The following is a 17,083-nucleotide window of genomic DNA, read 5'->3' as shown; positions in this document are numbered from 1 at the left end:
CGGCTATATCAATGAATCAGGCTTGCCTTTATACTACCGCGCGATTGTTTAGAAACTGCCCAGGCTAAACCAAATGGGAAATCTCCGGTGAAGTTCGTAAAGTATTTATTGATCCTTGCAGTCTGTTGCATTCTGCTGGGAGCAGGCTCGATTATTGGTTTGTACAAATATGTCGAGCCGCAACTCCCTGATGTCGCCACGCTTCGTGATGTGCGGCTTCAGATCCCTATGCAGGTCTATAGCGCCGATGGTGAACTGATGGCGCAATACGGCGAGAAACGTCGTATCCCTCTGACCTTAAATCAAATTCCACCCGTGATGGTGAAGGCTTTTATCGCCACCGAGGACAGCCGATTTTACGAGCACCACGGTGTCGATCCGGTCGGTATTTTCCGTGCGGCAAGCGTGGCGCTGTTCTCCGGTCATGCCTCTCAGGGGGCAAGTACCATTACCCAGCAGCTGGCGCGTAACTTCTTCCTCAGCCCGGAAAAGACGCTGATGCGTAAGATCAAAGAGGTGTTCCTCGCGATCCGCATTGAGCAACTGCTGAGCAAAGACGAGATCCTTGAGCTTTACCTCAACAAGATCTATCTGGGCTACCGCGCCTATGGCGTAGGGGCTGCGGCTCAGGTCTATTTTGGTAAGCCGATCGATCAGCTCACGCTGAGCGAAATGGCGACTATTGCCGGCCTGCCAAAAGCGCCATCCACGTTTAACCCGCTCTACTCGCTGGACCGCGCCACCGCGCGCCGTAACGTGGTGCTGTCGCGTATGTTGAGCGAAGGCTATATCAGCCAGTCTGAGTACGATAAGGCGCGCAGCGACGTTATTGACGCCAATTACCATGCGCCGGAAATCGCCTTCTCTGCACCGTATCTTACTGAAATGGTTCGCCAGGAGATGGTGAGTCGCTACGGTGATAAAGCGTATGAAGATGGTTATCGCGTCTATACCACCGTGACCCGCAAGGTGCAGCAGGCTGCCCAGCAGGCGGTGCGTAATAACGTGATGGATTACGATATGCGTCACGGCTATCGCGGCCCGTCCAACGTGCTGTGGAAAGTGGGTGAAGGCGCATGGGACAGTAAAAAAATCACGGATTCCCTGAAAGCACTGCCGACCTATGGCCCGCTGCGTCCGGCGGTCGTCACCCAGGCCGATCCACAGGAAGCAGTGGCGATGATGGCCGATGGCACATCCGTTTCGCTGCGCATGGAGGGTGTCCGCTGGGCGCGTCCATACCGTTCTGACACCCTTCAGGGGCCTACGCCACGTAAAGTGACCGATGTCGTACAAACCGGACAACAAATCTGGGTGCGTCAGGTCGGTGATGCCTGGTGGCTGGCGCAGGTGCCGGACGTAAACTCTGCGCTGGTCTCCATCAATCCGCAGAACGGCGCCGTGATGGCGCTGGTTGGCGGGTTCGATTTCAACCAGAGCAAATTTAACCGCGCGACCCAGGCGCTGCGTCAGGTTGGTTCGAACATCAAACCGTTCCTGTATACCGCGGCGATGGATAAGGGGCTGACTCTCGCCAGCATTCTCAACGACGTGCCAATTTCCCGCTGGGACGCCGGTGCGGGCTCTGACTGGCAGCCGAAGAACTCTCCGGCGCAATACGCTGGCCCTATCCGTCTGCGCCAGGGCCTTGGCCAGTCGAAGAACGTGGTCATGGTTCGCGCGATGCGTGCGATGGGCGTGGATTATGCGGCAGAGTATCTGCAACGCTTTGGCTTCCCGGCGCAAAACATCGTTCATACTGAATCTCTGGCGCTCGGCTCCGCGTCCTTTACGCCGCTCCAGGTTGCGCGTGGCTACTCGGTGATGGCGAACGGCGGCTTCCTGGTCGATCCGTATTTCATCAGCAAAATCGAGAACGATCAGGGCGGCGTACTGTTTGAAGCGAAACCGAAAATTGCCTGCCCTGAATGCGATATTCCGGTGATTTACGGCGACACGCCAAAATCCAATGTCCTGGAAAACAAGGATATGGAAGATGTGGCGATCTCTCAGGAACGTCAGAATCTGGCGGTGCCGCAGCCTCAGCTGGAACAGGCCAATCAGGCGCTGGTCGCCCAGAGTGGCGCGCAGGAGTATGCCCCGCACGTGATCAGCACGCCGCTGTCGTTCCTGATTAAGAGCGCACTGAACACCAACATCTTTGGTGAACCGGGCTGGCAAGGCACCGGCTGGCGAGCGGGCCGCGATTTGCAGCGCCACGACATCGGCGGCAAAACCGGGACAACCAACAGTTCAAAAGATGCCTGGTTCTCAGGTTATGGCCCGGGGGTTGTCACCTCCGTCTGGATTGGTTTTGACGATCACCGCCGCGATCTGGGGCGCACGACCGCCTCTGGCGCGATTAAAGATCAGATTTCCGGTTACGAAGGCGGCGCGAAGAGTGCGCAACCTGCCTGGGATGCATACATGAAGGCCGTTCTCGAGGGCGTACCAGAGCAGCCGCTAACGCCTCCACCGGGCGTGGTGACGGTGAATATCGACCGCAGTACCGGACAGCTCGCGAATGGCGGTAACAGCCGTGCCGAGTATTTCATCGAGGGCACTCAGCCAACCACGCAGGCAGTGCATGAGGTGGGTACGGAATTGATTGATAACGGCGAAACGCACGAGCTGTTCTGACGCCAACAAAAAAGCCGGGTGGCGACTACGCCTGACCCGGCCTACAACGTCAATGCAAAACGGCAACCTTCGGTTGCCGTTTTTAATGGTGGCGCTACAAACGTCCCTGTCCCTTCAGCCACTCCCGCACCAGGAACAGTGCGCTCACGTTGCGCGCCTCGTTAAAGTCAGGATCTTCCAGCAAATCCATCAGATGAGCCAGCGGCCAGCGAACCTGCGGCAGCGGTTCCGGCTCGTCTCCTTCCAGCGATTCAGGATAGAGATCTTCCGCGACAACGATGTTCATTTTGCTGGAGAAATAGGACGGTGCCATGCTCAGCTTTTTCAGGAACGTCAGCTCTTTCGCGCCAAAACCGACCTCTTCTTTCAGCTCCCGGTTTGCCGCTTCAAACACCGTTTCACCCGGGTCGATCAGTCCTTTGGAGAAGCCCAGCTCGTAGGATTCTGTGCCCACGGCGTATTCACGAATGAGGATCAGGTGCTCGTCGACGATGGGCACAATCATCACCGCTTCACGCGAGGAGGGGCGCATACGCTCATAAACACGACGCACACCGTTGCTGAACTCCAGATCCACGCTTTCGACATTAAACAGACGCGATTTCGCGACGGTTTCAACATTCAGAATGGTGGGCTTTTGTAAGGGTTTGGTCATCTTGACGGGTCTTTGCTGGGTGAACTGGCTTTATTGTGCGATACGCCGCACGGTTTCGGCAATGTCAATTGCTCTTTATTTACATTTATGCAACGTAACTGTAGGCGATTCTCATTTCAAAACAAATGTCAAGAGGTTGAAATGTTTCCAGGAATTTGCTGATATCGCGCCGGAACAGGCTTTGTTATCATTACCGGTCAATGGGATGCGCGTCAACATGCTCAAGTTAGACTCCATACTTGCCGATAGCCGACCACAGAATCTCATTCATTGTACAAAAGGTGCGACTGACAACACCTGTAAGAAGATAAGTAAGATGGGGAAAGCATGAGCACCATTTTGATTTTTCTCGCTGCTGTGCTGGCCTGCGCGTCGATTGCGGTGTGGGTATTCAGGCGCCGCGTACATCGCCGTTATCGGCTGCCCTTTTTGAACGCGTTCGCCGGGGCAAACACGCGCAAGCTTTCGCCAGAGGAACGCAGCACCGTTGAGCAGTATCTCGACACGCTGAACCGATCCCGGCTTTCGCCTGGCCCTACCGGTGCCAGCGCCGCCCCCGTATCGCTCAACCTTAACGCCCAAAGCGACACCGTTCTGTGCGTAACGCGCTCCATTACCCGCTACGGTATTACAACCGACGATCCCAACAAGTGGCGTTACTATCTCGACTCTGTTGAAGTGCACCTGCCTCCCTTCTGGGAGCAGTATATTAACGACGAAAACAGCGTCGAGCTCATCCATACCGATACGCTGCCGCTGGTTATCTCCCTCAATGGTCATACACTGAGCGAATATGTTCAGGAAGCGCCACGCTTTGCGCTGGAACGCGCAAGCGGAACGCAGGCCTCTATTCGCGGTGAAGAGACTGAGCAGATCGAACTGCTGAACATCCGCCAGGAAACGCATGAAGAGTACGTCCTGAGCCGCCCGGATGGCATTCGCGAAGCGGTGCTGATTGTCGCCTCGTTCCTGCTCTTTTTCATCTGCCTGCTGACGCCGGACGTGTTTGTTCCGTGGCTCGCGGGTGGCGCAGTACTGCTTCTGGCCGCCGGGCTGTGGGGCATATTTGCTCCGCCGGCAAAAACGTCATTACGCGAAATTCACTGCCTGCGCGGAACCCCAAAACGCTGGGGACTGTTCGGTGAGAACGATCAGGAACATATCAACAATATCTCGCTCGGGATCATCGATCTTATCTATCCGCGCCACTGGCAGCCGTGGATTGCGCAGGACCTTGGCCACAAAACGGATATTGATATCTATCTCGACCGCCACGTTGTACGCCAGGGGCGCTACTTATCCCTGCACGACGAAGTGAAAAACTTCCCGCTTCAGCACTGGCTCCGCAGCGCGGTGATTGCCGGTGGCGCCGCGTTAATCTTCGTCATGCTGCTGCTCTTCGTGCCGCTGGATATGCCGATTAAATTTACCCTGTCGTGGATCAAAGGGGCGCAAACTGTGGAAGCCACCAGCGTACAGCAGCTCGAAGAAGCGGGTGTACGCGTGGGAGATACGTTGCGCCTCAAAGGCACCGGGATGTGTAATATCCACACGCCGGGCGCCTGGAACACGCGCCAGAACTCGCCGTTCGCGCCGTTCGACTGCTCTCAGATCATCTGGAATGACGCCTCTCCGCTGCCGCTGCCGGAATCGGATGTGGTCAACAAGGCCACTGCGCTCACCCAGACGATTAATCGCCAGCTCCATCCAAAACCGGATGATGATTCTCGCGTCAGCCCTGCCCTGCGTTCGGCTATTCAGAAGTCGGGCATGGTACTGCTGGATGACTTTGGCGAAATCGTCCTGAAAACAGAGGATCTCTGTTCCGCCCAGGATGACTGTATCCGGCTCAAGAACGCGCTGGTCAACCTCGGCAACAGCAAAGACTGGGACGCGCTGGTGAAACGCGCCGAAGCGGGACGCCTGGACGGTGTGAACGTGCTTCTGCGTCCGGTCAGCGCCGAGTCGCTGGATAACCTGGTGGCGACCTCTACCGCCCCCTTCGTGATGCGTGAAACCACCCGTGCTGCCCAGGCGCTTAACAGCCCGGCGCCCGGCGGTTTTGTGATTGCCAGCGATGAAGGCAGCGACCTGGTGGATCAACCTTATCCGCAGGTTTCGCTGTATGACTATCCTGCCCAGGAGCAGTGGAGCGAATTCCAGCGTCTGGCGCAGATGCTGATGCAGACGCCATTCAGCGCGGAAGGGATCGTCACCACCCTCTTTACCGACGCCAACGGCACGCGTCATATTGGCCTGCACCGTATGCCGGATAGCGCTGGCCTGTGGCGCTATATAGGGACATCCCTGCTGCTGATTGCAATGCTGGCGTGCATTGTCTGGAACGGTTATCAGGCCGTACGCCGCTATCAGCGTTCCCGCACGCGGCTGGCAGAAATCCAGGCCTACTACGAAAATTGCCTGAACCCGAAACTGATCTCCTCTTCCGAGAGCCTGATCGGATAACGTCCCTGCGCGACAAGTTGTGCTACCCTGTCGCGCACGTTTCTTCTGGCTGGAGTTCCCCCTTATGCATCTTAATATCGACTGGCAGGCGGTCGATACCGTCCTGCTTGATATGGACGGCACGCTGCTTGATCTCGCCTTTGATAACTATTTCTGGCAAAAGCTGGTCCCGGAAACATACGGTGAACAGCAGGGGATCTCCCCGGCGGAAGCGCAGGAATTCATTCGTTCGCAATATAGCGCGGTGCAGCATACGCTAAACTGGTACTGTCTTGACTACTGGAGCGAGCGACTCGGTTTGGATATTTGTGCCATGACCACCGCCCAGGGCGCACGCGCCGTACTGCGCGACGATACGGTCCCGTTCCTGGATGCGCTGAAAGCCTGCGGTAAGCGCCGCATTTTGCTGACGAATGCGCATCCCCATAACCTGGCCGTGAAGCTGGAACATACCGGTCTTGCTTCACACCTTGATTTATTGCTTTCCACCCACACATTTGGTTATCCGAAAGAGGATCAGCGGTTGTGGCATGCCGTGGTGGAAGAGACCGGTTTACAGCCGGAACGCACGCTGTTTATTGACGACAGCGAGCCGATTCTGGATTCTGCGGCCGCTTTTGGCATTCGCTATTGTCTGGGCGTGACTAATCCGGATTCCGGCCTGGCTGAAAAAAGCTATCTGCGACATCCGGGGCTGAACGACTATCGCCGGATGATCCCCTCACTCACCGTGAAGGAGACGCCATGAAAGAAAAACCCGCTGATGGGGTAAGACTGGATAAATGGCTGTGGGCCGCCCGTTTTTACAAAACGCGCGCCCTTGCCCGTGAAATGGTTGATGGCGGAAAGGTGCATTACAACGGTCAGCGCAGCAAACCGAGCAAGCTGGTTGAACTGAATGCCACGCTAACGCTTCGCCAGGGCAACGATGAGAAAACGGTGGTGGTGAAAGCCATTACCGAGCAGCGGCGGCCCGCAACCGAAGCCGTTTTGCTGTATGAAGAGACGGCCGAAAGCATAGAGAAGCGCGAGAAAACCGCGCTGGCGCGCAAGATGAATGCGCTGACCATGCCTCACCCGGACCGGCGACCGGATAAAAAAGAGCGCCGCGATCTGATGAAATTTAAACACGGTGAGAGCGAGTAACCCTCACCTGCACGAGAGATGAAAATGGCCCAACACGACCAATTACACCGCTATCTGTTTGAACAATTCGCCGTGCGCGGCGAGCTGGTCACCGTATCCGAAACCTGGAAACAGATTCTGGAAAACCACAACTACCCGCTGCCGGTGAAAACCCTGTTGGGCGAACTGCTGGTTGCCACCAGCCTGCTGACCGCCACGCTGAAGTTCGCTGGCGATATTACCGTTCAGTTGCAGGGTGATGGCCCGATGTCGCTGGCGGTGATCAACGGCAATAACCAGCAGCAGATGCGCGGCGTGGCGCGCGTTCAGGGCGATATCCCTGAAAATGCGGATCTGAAAACGCTGGTCGGAAATGGCTACCTGGTTATCACGATCTCGCCTGAAGAGGGTGAGCGCTATCAGGGCGTTGTCGGTCTGGAAGGCGACACGCTTGCCGCCTGCCTGGAAGATTACTTCATGCGTTCCGAACAGCTGCCAACCCGCCTGTTCATCCGCACCGGTGAAGTGGATGGTCAGCCTGCTGCCGGTGGTATGCTGCTTCAGGTTCTGCCTGCGCAGGATGCACAGACCAATGATTTCGAGCATCTGGCAACGCTGACGGAAACCATCAAAGCGGAAGAGTTGTTCACCCTGTCGGCGACCGACGTGCTGTGGCGTCTGTACCACGAAGAAGAAGTGACGGTTTACGATCCGCAGGATGTGGAATTTAAGTGCACCTGCTCTCGCGAGCGTTGTGCTGGCGCCCTGAAAACGCTGCCGGATGAAGAGATCGACAGCATCATGGCGGAAGACGGTGAGATCGATATGCACTGTGATTACTGCGGTACGCACTACGTGTTCAATTCCATGGATATCGCGGAGATCCGCAATAACGCCTCTCCGGCGGACCCGCAGGTTCACTAAGCTCTGAGCCTGTTGCCCGGCGGCGCTATGCTTGCACGGGCCTACAATGAATTGTGCAATTTTTTGATATGATTGCTAGTTGTAGGCCGGGTAAGCGTAGCGCCACCCGGCAAGAAAAAGCACTAACGCCACTGCGCATTATTGTAACTGTCGTAGCTCATATCGACACGCTCCCCAAAAATCTCAATATCCGCCCAGGGCTTCACGACAGATTTCACTTTCCTCTGCCTTAATGCGCGGTCAAGTTCTTCTCTGGTCAACGCCTCCGGCATTTTCCACGCGTCCCCGGCGATCCTCCAGCCCGTGTTGGTTTGTGTGTAAGCCACGATCCTGCGATCGGTAAATTGAAATAGCACGGCTTCCGGCTTGCCGTCGCTGTTAAGATCCAGCGGAATGAGTAAACAGTTTCTCTGGGCGCTATCGCAGCTCTCAAAGCGATACTGATTGCTGAGCATGGCTCGCCACAATGCCTTATCTGGACGGGCCATTCCCGGTGCGAGCTGGATCTGTTTTTCCAGCATCGCGGCGGTCATCTTACCTGCTCCGCCAGCGTTCCCGGAGAGAAGTCCATTTATTTCACGCTGGCGTTTTGGGTTTGAGATAAACTGTGGATCATTTTGCAGCATTTGCATCGCCTCTCGCCCCTTTCGTCCGGTATTGCTGAGCATATACAGGCTTACCTGGTCTGCGTTTATTCTGCCATCCTGATAACGCGCCATATGGCTTTCAACGCTGATACGCCAGGGATCAAGCACCGGTGTATAGACCAACACCAGGAAGATCAGCGCCAGTAATCCGGTAGCCGGAGTGATATGAGCCTGGAGCCTTTGTGGATCCCGACGGTAAAAAAGTACGCTAAGACAGAATCCTACCGTCCAGACCAGCGCCACTATCGTAATCAGCACACCGTACAGACGCTCCGGTGACCAGCCATACTGTGCGATGCGCAGCCAGAGCGCCCAGCCCGCCAGGACGGGATACGCAGGAGCGATAATCACGGCAAGATGAATCATTCCTCGCAGGGGAGAGAAGTAAGGCAGCTTTTGACGTTGTGGGTGCCATACGACAGTCACCAGCAATAACAGCAACAGCGCCAGCGTCGTCAGTAAGCCCGCAGCCGAGATCCGTGCTGAAACAGCCTCTAAGCCAACGAAGGGCAATATGCCTATAAAGAGCAGCGCCAGCGCAGCCATCAGTGGAAGCAAACCTGTCGCGATAAGCGTAAGGAGATTTTGCAATGCCAGAATCAGCCGAACCTGCATACGCGCAAGTACTGCCGCGCTGGCTGAAACCACGCCAATCGCCACTGAAATAAACCAGTCAGAATTAAAGAAAAGCCGATCAAAAAAAGAGATGCCAATGAGTTTAAAAAGCTCAGCCCAGAGGAAAAGCACCAGCCAGAACAGCCCATTCGAGACAAAAACAAGAAGAAATGTCAGCGCGTTATGCCAGTTTTTATCGTTGAAATCGCGGTAGAAAGCGTCCGTCGGTGCGGTCTCAAGGCGTCACTGAAGCCATGGCAACAGGAGAAGCGTCATCAGGAGCAGATGAAAACCGAAAAGGAGCACCGCATTTCTGGTATCCCAGTTGTCCAGCCCCGCAACGCTCCACTTAAGCCAGCCGCCCATCCCCGCGACTGCCGCGCCAATTATCCCGAGTGACAGCCACAAAAATGGCTTTCTGAATGACGTCATGGCAAGCGACAACGTGGTTGTCATTACCACGGTGGCAGGTACTACACACATCAGCCACAGCGTATCCGATGGCAATTTTGCGTACTCGATATACCACGTGATTACATAGCAAATTACGCCCTGTAAAGCCCCCGCCAGCACGACGGCTACGCGCGTTGAAGGGGATAACGCCTCACGGTTTTCCATTTCTCATCCCTTGTTCATGAAAAATCTATTGTCTCATCAAAGCAAAACTCTGGCCCCCACCTCAAACTCTGAAAATAGCTGACCCAAGAGACCTGAATCGTTTTCCCAATGTAACCCTTACGTAATTTTCTTACATGTATGCGATTACATTCACATTCTTCTGGATAAATTCACCAGAGATTAACCTTTTAAGAACATTTTCCCCATCCAAAAAGCGATTCCTGCGATAATCTGCCCGCCCTGTGACTGGAGTCGCAGCGTTTTCCGTTAGTAAGGGTTTTGACCAGATACGTAAATCTATGAGCCCCGTCGCGGTTAACATCCCCAGAAAAACCCTACAATTTCAGGCAGTACATATTGGCTAAGGAGCAGTGATATGCGTGTTAATGGTTTAACCCCGCAAGATCTCAAGGCTTATGGTATTCACGACGTCCAGGAAGTGGTCTACAACCCCGATTACGATACGCTGTATCAGGAAGAGCTCAATCCGGCACTGGAAGGATACGAGCGCGGTGTGTTGACGAACCTGGGTGCTATCGCCGTCGATACGGGTATTTTTACCGGTCGTTCGCCTAAAGATAAGTATATCGTCCGAGACGACACCACCCGCGATACGCTGTGGTGGGCTGATAAGGGCAAAGGGAAGAACGATAACAAACCGCTCTCCCCGGAAACCTGGCAGCATCTGAAAGGACTTGTCACCCATCAGCTTTCCGGCAAGCGTCTGTTTATTATTGATGCGTTCTGCGGCGCTAACGCCGACACCCGTCTCTCCGTACGGTTCATTACTGAAGTGGCCTGGCAGGCGCATTTCGTGAAGAACATGTTCATTCGTCCGACCGATGAAGAACTGCAAGACTTCACCCCTGACTTTATCGTGATGAACGGCGCGAAATGCACCAACCCGCAGTGGAAAGAGCAGGGTCTTAATTCCGAAAACTTTATCGCCTTCAACCTGACCGAGCGTATCCAGCTGATCGGCGGTACCTGGTACGGCGGCGAAATGAAGAAAGGGATGTTCTCGGTCATGAACTACCTGCTGCCGCTGCGCGGTATCGCCTCCATGCACTGCTCGGCGAACGTCGGGGAAAAAGGCGATGTAGCAGTGTTCTTCGGCCTTTCCGGCACCGGTAAAACAACGCTGTCCACCGATCCAAAACGTCGTCTGATTGGCGACGATGAACACGGCTGGGATGATGACGGCGTGTTTAACTTTGAAGGCGGCTGCTACGCGAAGACCATTCGCCTGTCGGAAGAGGCAGAGCCGGATATCTACCACGCGATTCGCCGCGATGCGCTGCTGGAAAACGTCACCGTGCGTGCCGATGGTTCTATCGACTTCGACGATGCCTCGAAAACGGAAAACACCCGCGTCTCTTACCCGATCTACCACATCGAGAACATCGTCAAGCCGGTATCGAAGGCGGGTCATGCCACGAAGGTGATTTTCCTGACCGCGGATGCGTTCGGCGTGCTGCCACCGGTTTCCCGCCTGACCGCCAGCCAGACGCAGTACCATTTCCTCTCCGGCTTTACCGCTAAACTGGCGGGTACCGAGCGCGGTGTGACCGAGCCAACCCCAACCTTCTCCGCCTGCTTCGGCGCGGCGTTCCTGTCGCTGCACCCAACGCAGTACGCGGAAGTGCTGGTGAAACGCATGCAGGCATCCGGCGCCCAGGCGTATCTGGTGAACACCGGCTGGAACGGGACGGGCAAACGTATCTCCATCAAAGATACACGCGCCATCATCGACGCGATTCTGGATGGTTCGCTGGATAACGCTGAGACCTTTACGCTGCCGATGTTCGATCTGGCGATCCCAACAGAGCTGCCGGGCGTGGATACGCGTATCCTGGATCCGCGTAACACCTACGGTTCACCGGAACAGTGGCGTGAGAAGGCTGAATCGCTGGCGAAACTGTTTATCGAAAACTTCGAGAAGTATACCGACACCCCGGCCGGTGCTGCGCTGGTGAGTGCGGGACCAAGGTAAAAGCAAAAAGGCAACGAAAGTTGCCTTTTTAATGTTTTCTCCCTCTCCCCGTGGGAGAGGGCCGGGGTGAGGGCATCAGGCCCCCCCTTTTTTAACTCTCTTTCACCTGCCCCCGTAAAACCGGCACCGGTAACCACGCACGAATGCTCAAACCGCCCCGCTCGCTGGTGCCAATTTCCAGCAGTCCGTTATGGTTATCAACAATACGCTGCACAATCGCCAGGCCTAAGCCGGTTCCGCTGGTGCTGCGCGCGCTGTCGCCGCGCACAAATGGCTGGAACAGGTGCTTACGCTGCTCAGGCTTGATGCCCGGGCCATCGTCTTCCACCTGGAACCAGGCGCGGTTGAGTTCCGTACCGCTGCTGACTTTGATCCAGCCGTTGCCGTACCGCGCCGCGTTGACCACCATATTCGCCACCGCGCGTTTAATGGAGAGCGGATGCATACGTACCTGAATCTCACCTGCCTGAAGGTCGGTCGCAATTTCACGTTCGTAGCCGCTTTCGGCGGCAACCACTTCGCCCAGAACCGCGTTCAGATCCGCCATCTCCATCGGCATCTCCTGCCCGGTGCGCAGGTAGTCGATAAACTGCTCGATGATGGCGTTACACTCTTCGATATCCTTGTTGATGGACTCTGCAAGATAACCATCCTGCTCGCCCATCATCTCTGTTGCCAGCCGGATACGCGTCAGCGGGGTGCGAAGGTCATGGCTGACCCCGGCCATCAGCAGCGTACGGTCGTCCGCCAGCTGTTTAACGCCTGCCGCCATGTGGTTAAACGCACGCGTTACCGAGCGCACTTCCGATGCGCCATACTCGCGCAGCGGCGGTGGGATAATACCTTTACCGACCTGCAATGCCGCATGCTCCAGGTCGACCAGCGGTCGGTTCTGGATACGAATAAACAGCCATGCGCCGCCGATGGCCAGCAGCATGATCGCCAGGGTGTATCGGAACAGCGGCGAGAAGTCGCCCTGATGAATCTCGGTGAGCGGAACACGCACCCAAATGTTGGGTGACAGCCAGGTTTTCAGCCAGACAACCGGCGAGCTTTTATTGACCTCAACGCGCACTTCCGTCGGGCCGCCAAGCTGCTGCGCCATCTGCTGACTGAGGAATTCATAGTGCTGCGCCCAGCGCAGGCCGGCATCTTCCGCCGCTTCGTTCGAGTAGAGAGAAATGCCCAGCTCACGGTAGATTTCCCGACGGAACGCCGGGGGAACAACCAACTGCGTGCCGTCCTCCAGTTGCAGTTTGTCGGTCATCAGCATACGCACTTCGTATGCCAGCACCTTATTAAACTGCTGAAGGCTCGGCAGGATTGCAAAGTTCAGCACCACCAGGTAGGTCGTCACCAGGCTGACAAACAGCAGGGTGACGATCAATAACAGCGTGCGGGCAAACGAACTTCGCGGCGAGAAGCGCATTCGCCTCATGCTTTAGAGCCGTCCGGGACAAACACGTAGCCCAGACCCCACACGGTCTGAATATAACGAGGATGCGCCGGATCTTCTTCCACCATACGGCGCAGACGAGAGATCTGCACGTCGATAGAACGCTCCATCGCGGAGTATTCACGACCACGCGCCAGGTTCATCAGCTTGTCACGGGAGAGCGGCTCACGCGGGTGACTGACCAGCGCTTTCAGCACCGCGAACTCGCCGCTGGTGAGCGGCATTGGCTCATCTTCACGGAACATTTCACGGGTGCCGAGGTTCAGCTTGAACTTACCGAATGCAATGACGGCCTCTTCCTGAGATGGCGCGCCCGGCAGCTCGTTCGCCTGACGACGCAGCACGGCGCGAATACGCGCCAGCAGTTCACGCGGGTTGAACGGCTTTGGAATGTAGTCATCAGCGCCGATCTCAAGGCCGACGATACGGTCAACTTCTTCACCCTTCGCCGTCACCATGATGATCGGCATCGGGTTGCTCTGGCTGCGCAGACGGCGGCAAATAGAGAGCCCGTCTTCGCCAGGCAGCATCAGGTCCAACACCATCAGGTGGAAGGATTCACGCGTCAGCAGACGATCCATCTGTTCCGCGTTCGCGACGCTACGAACCTGGAAGCCCTGCTCGGTCAGATAACGTTCCAGCAGCGCACGCAGGCGCATGTCGTCATCTACGACCAGAATTTTGTAGTTCTCTTGCATTGTGTGTACTCCCAAAGGTTCGGATAAGCCTGGAACAGCGTATTCTAAAAAAGTGCACGGGTTCGACCAGCAAATTCTGGTATAAATTCTAGACGAAATTGTTACAAAGCATATTTAACAGCAGCTTATCTGTTCATTTCATCACATAAATCATTATTAATCTTGTCTGTTACACTGTGCGCTACGTATTTTGCGCAAAGACAGTTAACCGGCATTAAAGGCTGCACCATGAAAACGCCTCTGATCACCCGTGAAGGGTACGAGAAACTCAAAAAAGAGATGGATTACCTGTGGCGCGAAGAGCGTCCGGAAGTGACCAAAAAAGTCACCTGGGCAGCAAGCCTGGGCGACCGCAGCGAGAATGCGGACTACCAGTACAATAAAAAGCGGCTGCGCGAAATCGATCGCCGGGTACGCTACCTGACGAAGTGCCTCGAGAATCTCAAAATTGTCGATTACTCCCCGCAGCAGGAAGGTAAAGTCTTCTTCGGCGCGTGGGTCGAAATTGAAAACGACAGCGGCGACACCCTGCGTTTTCGTATCGTCGGCTACGATGAAATTTTCGGTCGTAAGGATTACATTTCTATCGACTCACCCATGGCCCGCGCCCTGCTGAAAAAAGAGGTAGGCGATTTAGCCATTGTCCAGACGCCTGCGGGTGAAGCAAGCTGGTACGTCAACGAAATCGAGTATGTTAAATAGTCCGAGAGCGCCCTCCCCGGCTGGCATTTTTTGGTGTCAGCCCGTATAACTATCCCCCTGATTTTCGATCCACAAGATGAACTGACCATGATGAAAGAGTCGCTCTGCCGCATTATTGCGGGTGAACTTCAGGCCAGAGCCGAACAGGTAGAAGCTGCCGTTCGCCTGCTTGATGAAGGGAACACCGTGCCGTTTATTGCACGTTATCGTAAGGAAGTCACCGGCGGTCTGGATGACACGCAGCTGCGAAACCTGGAGACCCGTCTGGGCTATCTTCGCGAGCTGGAAGACCGACGTCAGGCGATCCTCAAATCTATCGGCGAGCAGGGCAAGCTGACCAGTGACCTGGAAAAAGCCATTAACGGTACCCTGAGTAAAACCGAGCTCGAAGACCTCTATCTGCCGTACAAACCGAAGCGCCGCACGCGCGGGCAAATTGCGATCGAAGCCGGCCTTGAGCCACTGGCCGATCTGCTGTGGAACGAACCGTCCCACGATCCGGAAACCGAAGCCGCCAAATTTATCGACGCCGATAAAGGCGTAGCAGACACCAAAGCCGCGCTGGACGGCGCTCGCTACATTCTGATGGAGCGCTTCGCCGAAGACGCGGCGCTGCTGGCCAAAGTGCGTGATTACCTGTGGAAGAACGCGCATATCGTCTCCACCGTGGTGTCCGGCAAAGAGGAAGAAGGCGCGAAATTCCGCGACTACTTCGATCACCACGAACCCATTTCTACCGCGCCGTCTCACCGCGCGCTGGCGATGTTCCGCGGCCGTAACGAAGGCGTGCTGCAACTCTCCCTGAATGCCGATCCACAGTTTGACGAGCCGCCAAAAGAGAGCCACTGCGAGCAGATCATTATCGACCATCTGGGCCTGCGCCTGAACAACGCCCCGGCGGACAGCTGGCGCAAAGGCGTGGTGAGCTGGACCTGGCGCATCAAGGTGCTGATGCACCTCGAAACCGAGCTGATGGGCACCGTGCGCGAGCGCGCCGAAGACGAAGCGATCAACGTCTTCGCCCGTAACCTGCACGACCTGCTGATGGCGGCGCCAGCTGGCCTGCGCGCCACCATGGGTCTCGATCCGGGTCTGCGTACCGGCGTGAAGGTGGCCGTGGTTGACGGCACCGGCAAGCTGGTTGCCACCGACACCATTTACCCGCACACCGGTCAGGCAGCGAAAGCGGCTGTCGTCGTCGCCGCGCTGTGCGAGAAGTACAACGTTGAGCTGGTTGCCATCGGTAACGGTACGGCGTCCCGAGAAACTGAACGTTTCTATCTCGACGTGCAGAAGCAGTTCCCGAAAGTGACGGCGCAGAAAGTGATCGTCAGTGAAGCGGGGGCATCTGTCTATTCCGCCTCGGAACTGGCAGCGCAGGAGTTCCCGGATCTGGACGTTTCCCTGCGCGGCGCGGTCTCTATCGCCCGTCGTTTGCAGGATCCGCTGGCGGAGCTGGTGAAGATTGACCCGAAATCCATCGGCGTGGGCCAGTATCAGCACGACGTGAGCCAGACGCAGCTGGCGCGTAAGCTGGATGCGGTAGTGGAAGACTGTGTTAACGCCGTCGGCGTGGACCTGAACACCGCTTCCGTGCCCCTGCTGACCCGCGTGGCGGGCCTGACCCGTATGATGGCGCAGAATATCGTCGCCTGGCGTGATGAAAACGGTCAGTTCCAGAACCGCCAGCAGTTGCTGAAGGTGAGCCGTCTGGGGCCAAAAGCATTTGAGCAGTGCGCGGGCTTCCTGCGCATCAACCACGGCGATAACCCGCTGGATGCCTCTACCGTTCACCCGGAAGCCTATCCGGTTGTCGAGCGTATCCTGGCCGCCACCCGGCAGGCGCTGAAAGACCTGATGGGCGATAGCAGCGCGCTGCGTAACCTGAAAGCGGTGGATTTCACCGACGAACAGTTCGGCGTGCCGACGGTCACCGACATCATCAAAGAGTTGGAAAAACCGGGCCGCGATCCGCGCCCTGAGTTTAAAACCGCGACCTTTGCTGAGGGCGTAGAAACCATGAACGACCTGCTGCCGGGCATGGTGCTGGAGGGGGCGGTAACCAACGTCACCAACTTTGGCGCGTTTGTGGATATCGGCGTGCATCAGGATGGTCTGGTGCATATCTCTTCCCTCGCCGACAAGTTCGTTGAAGATCCGCACACCGTGGTCAAAGCGGGCGACATCGTGAAGGTGAAAGTGCTGGAAGTGGATCTCCAGCGCAAGCGTATTGCCCTGACCATGCGTCTGGACGAGCAGCCGGGCGACACTAACGTGCGCCGTGGCGGTAATGGCGGTGGCCGTGAACAGCAGCGTCCGGCAGCGAAAGCCGCGAAGCCACGCGGACGTGACGCACAGCCGGCGGGCAACAGCGCGATGATGGATGCGCTGGCAGCGGCGATGGGTAAGAAACGCTAATGCTGTAAATGCCCGGTGGCGCGACGCTTACCGGGCCTACGGTTTTGTAGGCCGGGCAAACGCAGTGCCGCCCGGCAAGCAGGCCGCAGGGAATTAAAATAAATATGTTGTATCCATATTTAAACC

13 protein-coding genes are annotated in these 17,083 nt (G+C 56.3%); 8 read left to right on the top strand and 5 right to left on the bottom strand.

Annotated elements, in window-relative coordinates; genetic code table 11:
• Positions 1–87 precede the first annotated feature (87 nt).
• Positions 88–2,640, top strand: a complete 2,553-nt coding sequence (gene mrcA / locus SK54_RS03675) for a peptidoglycan glycosyltransferase/peptidoglycan DD-transpeptidase MrcA (protein WP_017693864.1) — start codon at positions 88–90, stop codon at positions 2,638–2,640.
• A gap of 94 nt (positions 2,641–2,734) precedes the next feature.
• On the opposite strand, the gene nudE is transcribed toward mrcA, so the two are convergent.
• On the bottom strand, positions 2,735–3,295 hold the full coding sequence (nudE, locus tag SK54_RS03670) for an ADP compounds hydrolase NudE (protein ID WP_003861622.1): 561 nt from the start codon (positions 3,293–3,295) through the stop codon (positions 2,735–2,737).
• A 327-nt stretch (positions 3,296–3,622) separates the two neighbouring features.
• Between nudE and SK54_RS03660 the strand changes: the two genes are divergently transcribed.
• The 4 genes from SK54_RS03660 to hslO all read left to right on the top strand — a co-directional run bounded on the left by SK54_RS03660 (position 3,623) and on the right by hslO (position 7,810).
• A complete protein-coding gene (locus SK54_RS03660) occupies positions 3,623–5,761 on the top strand; it encodes an intracellular growth attenuator family protein (protein WP_017384151.1) in 2,139 nt (712 codons plus the stop codon).
• Between the two features lie 64 nt (positions 5,762–5,825).
• The gene (gene yrfG, locus SK54_RS03655) at positions 5,826–6,509 is read left to right on the top strand and encodes a GMP/IMP nucleotidase (protein ID WP_000550486.1); all 684 of its coding nucleotides are present in this window, start codon (positions 5,826–5,828) and stop codon (positions 6,507–6,509) included.
• Complete coding sequence (hslR, locus tag SK54_RS03650) at positions 6,506–6,907, top strand: ribosome-associated heat shock protein Hsp15 (RefSeq protein WP_017693863.1); 402 nt, start codon at positions 6,506–6,508, stop codon at positions 6,905–6,907. The genes yrfG and hslR overlap by 4 nt, the downstream gene beginning before the upstream one ends.
• Before the next feature lie 24 nt (positions 6,908–6,931).
• Positions 6,932–7,810, top strand: coding sequence for an Hsp33 family molecular chaperone HslO (hslO, locus tag SK54_RS03645; RefSeq protein ID WP_023304550.1), 879 nt, complete (start codon positions 6,932–6,934; stop codon positions 7,808–7,810).
• Between the two features lie 122 nt (positions 7,811–7,932).
• Here hslO and SK54_RS03640 read toward each other — a convergent pair whose 3' ends face one another.
• Positions 7,933–9,249, bottom strand: coding sequence for a DUF4153 domain-containing protein (locus SK54_RS03640; RefSeq protein WP_337995415.1), 1,317 nt, complete (start codon positions 9,247–9,249; stop codon positions 7,933–7,935).
• Between the two features lie 66 nt (positions 9,250–9,315).
• The gene (locus SK54_RS22720; protein WP_232933962.1) at positions 9,316–9,690 is read right to left on the bottom strand and encodes a hypothetical protein; all 375 of its coding nucleotides are present in this window, start codon (positions 9,688–9,690) and stop codon (positions 9,316–9,318) included.
• A gap of 376 nt (positions 9,691–10,066) precedes the next feature.
• Between SK54_RS22720 and pckA the strand changes: the two genes are divergently transcribed.
• Positions 10,067–11,683 carry a phosphoenolpyruvate carboxykinase (ATP) gene (pckA, locus tag SK54_RS03635; protein WP_017693860.1) on the top strand — a complete coding sequence of 539 codons (1,617 nt, stop codon included), beginning with the start codon at positions 10,067–10,069 and terminating at the stop codon, positions 11,681–11,683.
• A 91-nt stretch (positions 11,684–11,774) separates the two neighbouring features.
• Here the strand turns inward: pckA and envZ are convergent, their stop codons facing one another.
• Together envZ and ompR are read right to left on the bottom strand one after the other, a co-directional pair.
• On the bottom strand, positions 11,775–13,121 hold the full coding sequence (gene envZ / locus SK54_RS03630) for a two-component system sensor histidine kinase EnvZ (RefSeq protein ID WP_003861615.1): 1,347 nt from the start codon (positions 13,119–13,121) through the stop codon (positions 11,775–11,777).
• The gene (gene ompR / locus SK54_RS03625) at positions 13,118–13,837 is read right to left on the bottom strand and encodes an osmolarity response regulator transcription factor OmpR (RefSeq protein WP_001157751.1); all 720 of its coding nucleotides are present in this window, start codon (positions 13,835–13,837) and stop codon (positions 13,118–13,120) included. The genes envZ and ompR overlap by 4 nt, the downstream gene beginning before the upstream one ends.
• Before the next feature lie 228 nt (positions 13,838–14,065).
• Between ompR and greB the strand changes: the two genes are divergently transcribed.
• Together greB and SK54_RS03615 are read left to right on the top strand one after the other, a co-directional pair.
• On the top strand, positions 14,066–14,539 hold the full coding sequence (greB, locus tag SK54_RS03620) for a transcription elongation factor GreB (RefSeq protein WP_048246767.1): 474 nt from the start codon (positions 14,066–14,068) through the stop codon (positions 14,537–14,539).
• An 87-nt stretch (positions 14,540–14,626) separates the two neighbouring features.
• Positions 14,627–16,957 carry a Tex family protein gene (locus SK54_RS03615; RefSeq protein WP_048247927.1) on the top strand — a complete coding sequence of 777 codons (2,331 nt, stop codon included), beginning with the start codon at positions 14,627–14,629 and terminating at the stop codon, positions 16,955–16,957.
• Positions 16,958–17,083: the final 126 nt, after the last annotated feature.

Origin of the sequence: Enterobacter sp. MGH120, assembly GCF_001037725.1 — a bacterium.
Taxonomy (GTDB): Bacteria; Pseudomonadota; Gammaproteobacteria; order Enterobacterales; family Enterobacteriaceae; genus Enterobacter; species Enterobacter hormaechei_C.
This window is presented reverse-complemented; position numbering and strand designations above follow the sequence as displayed.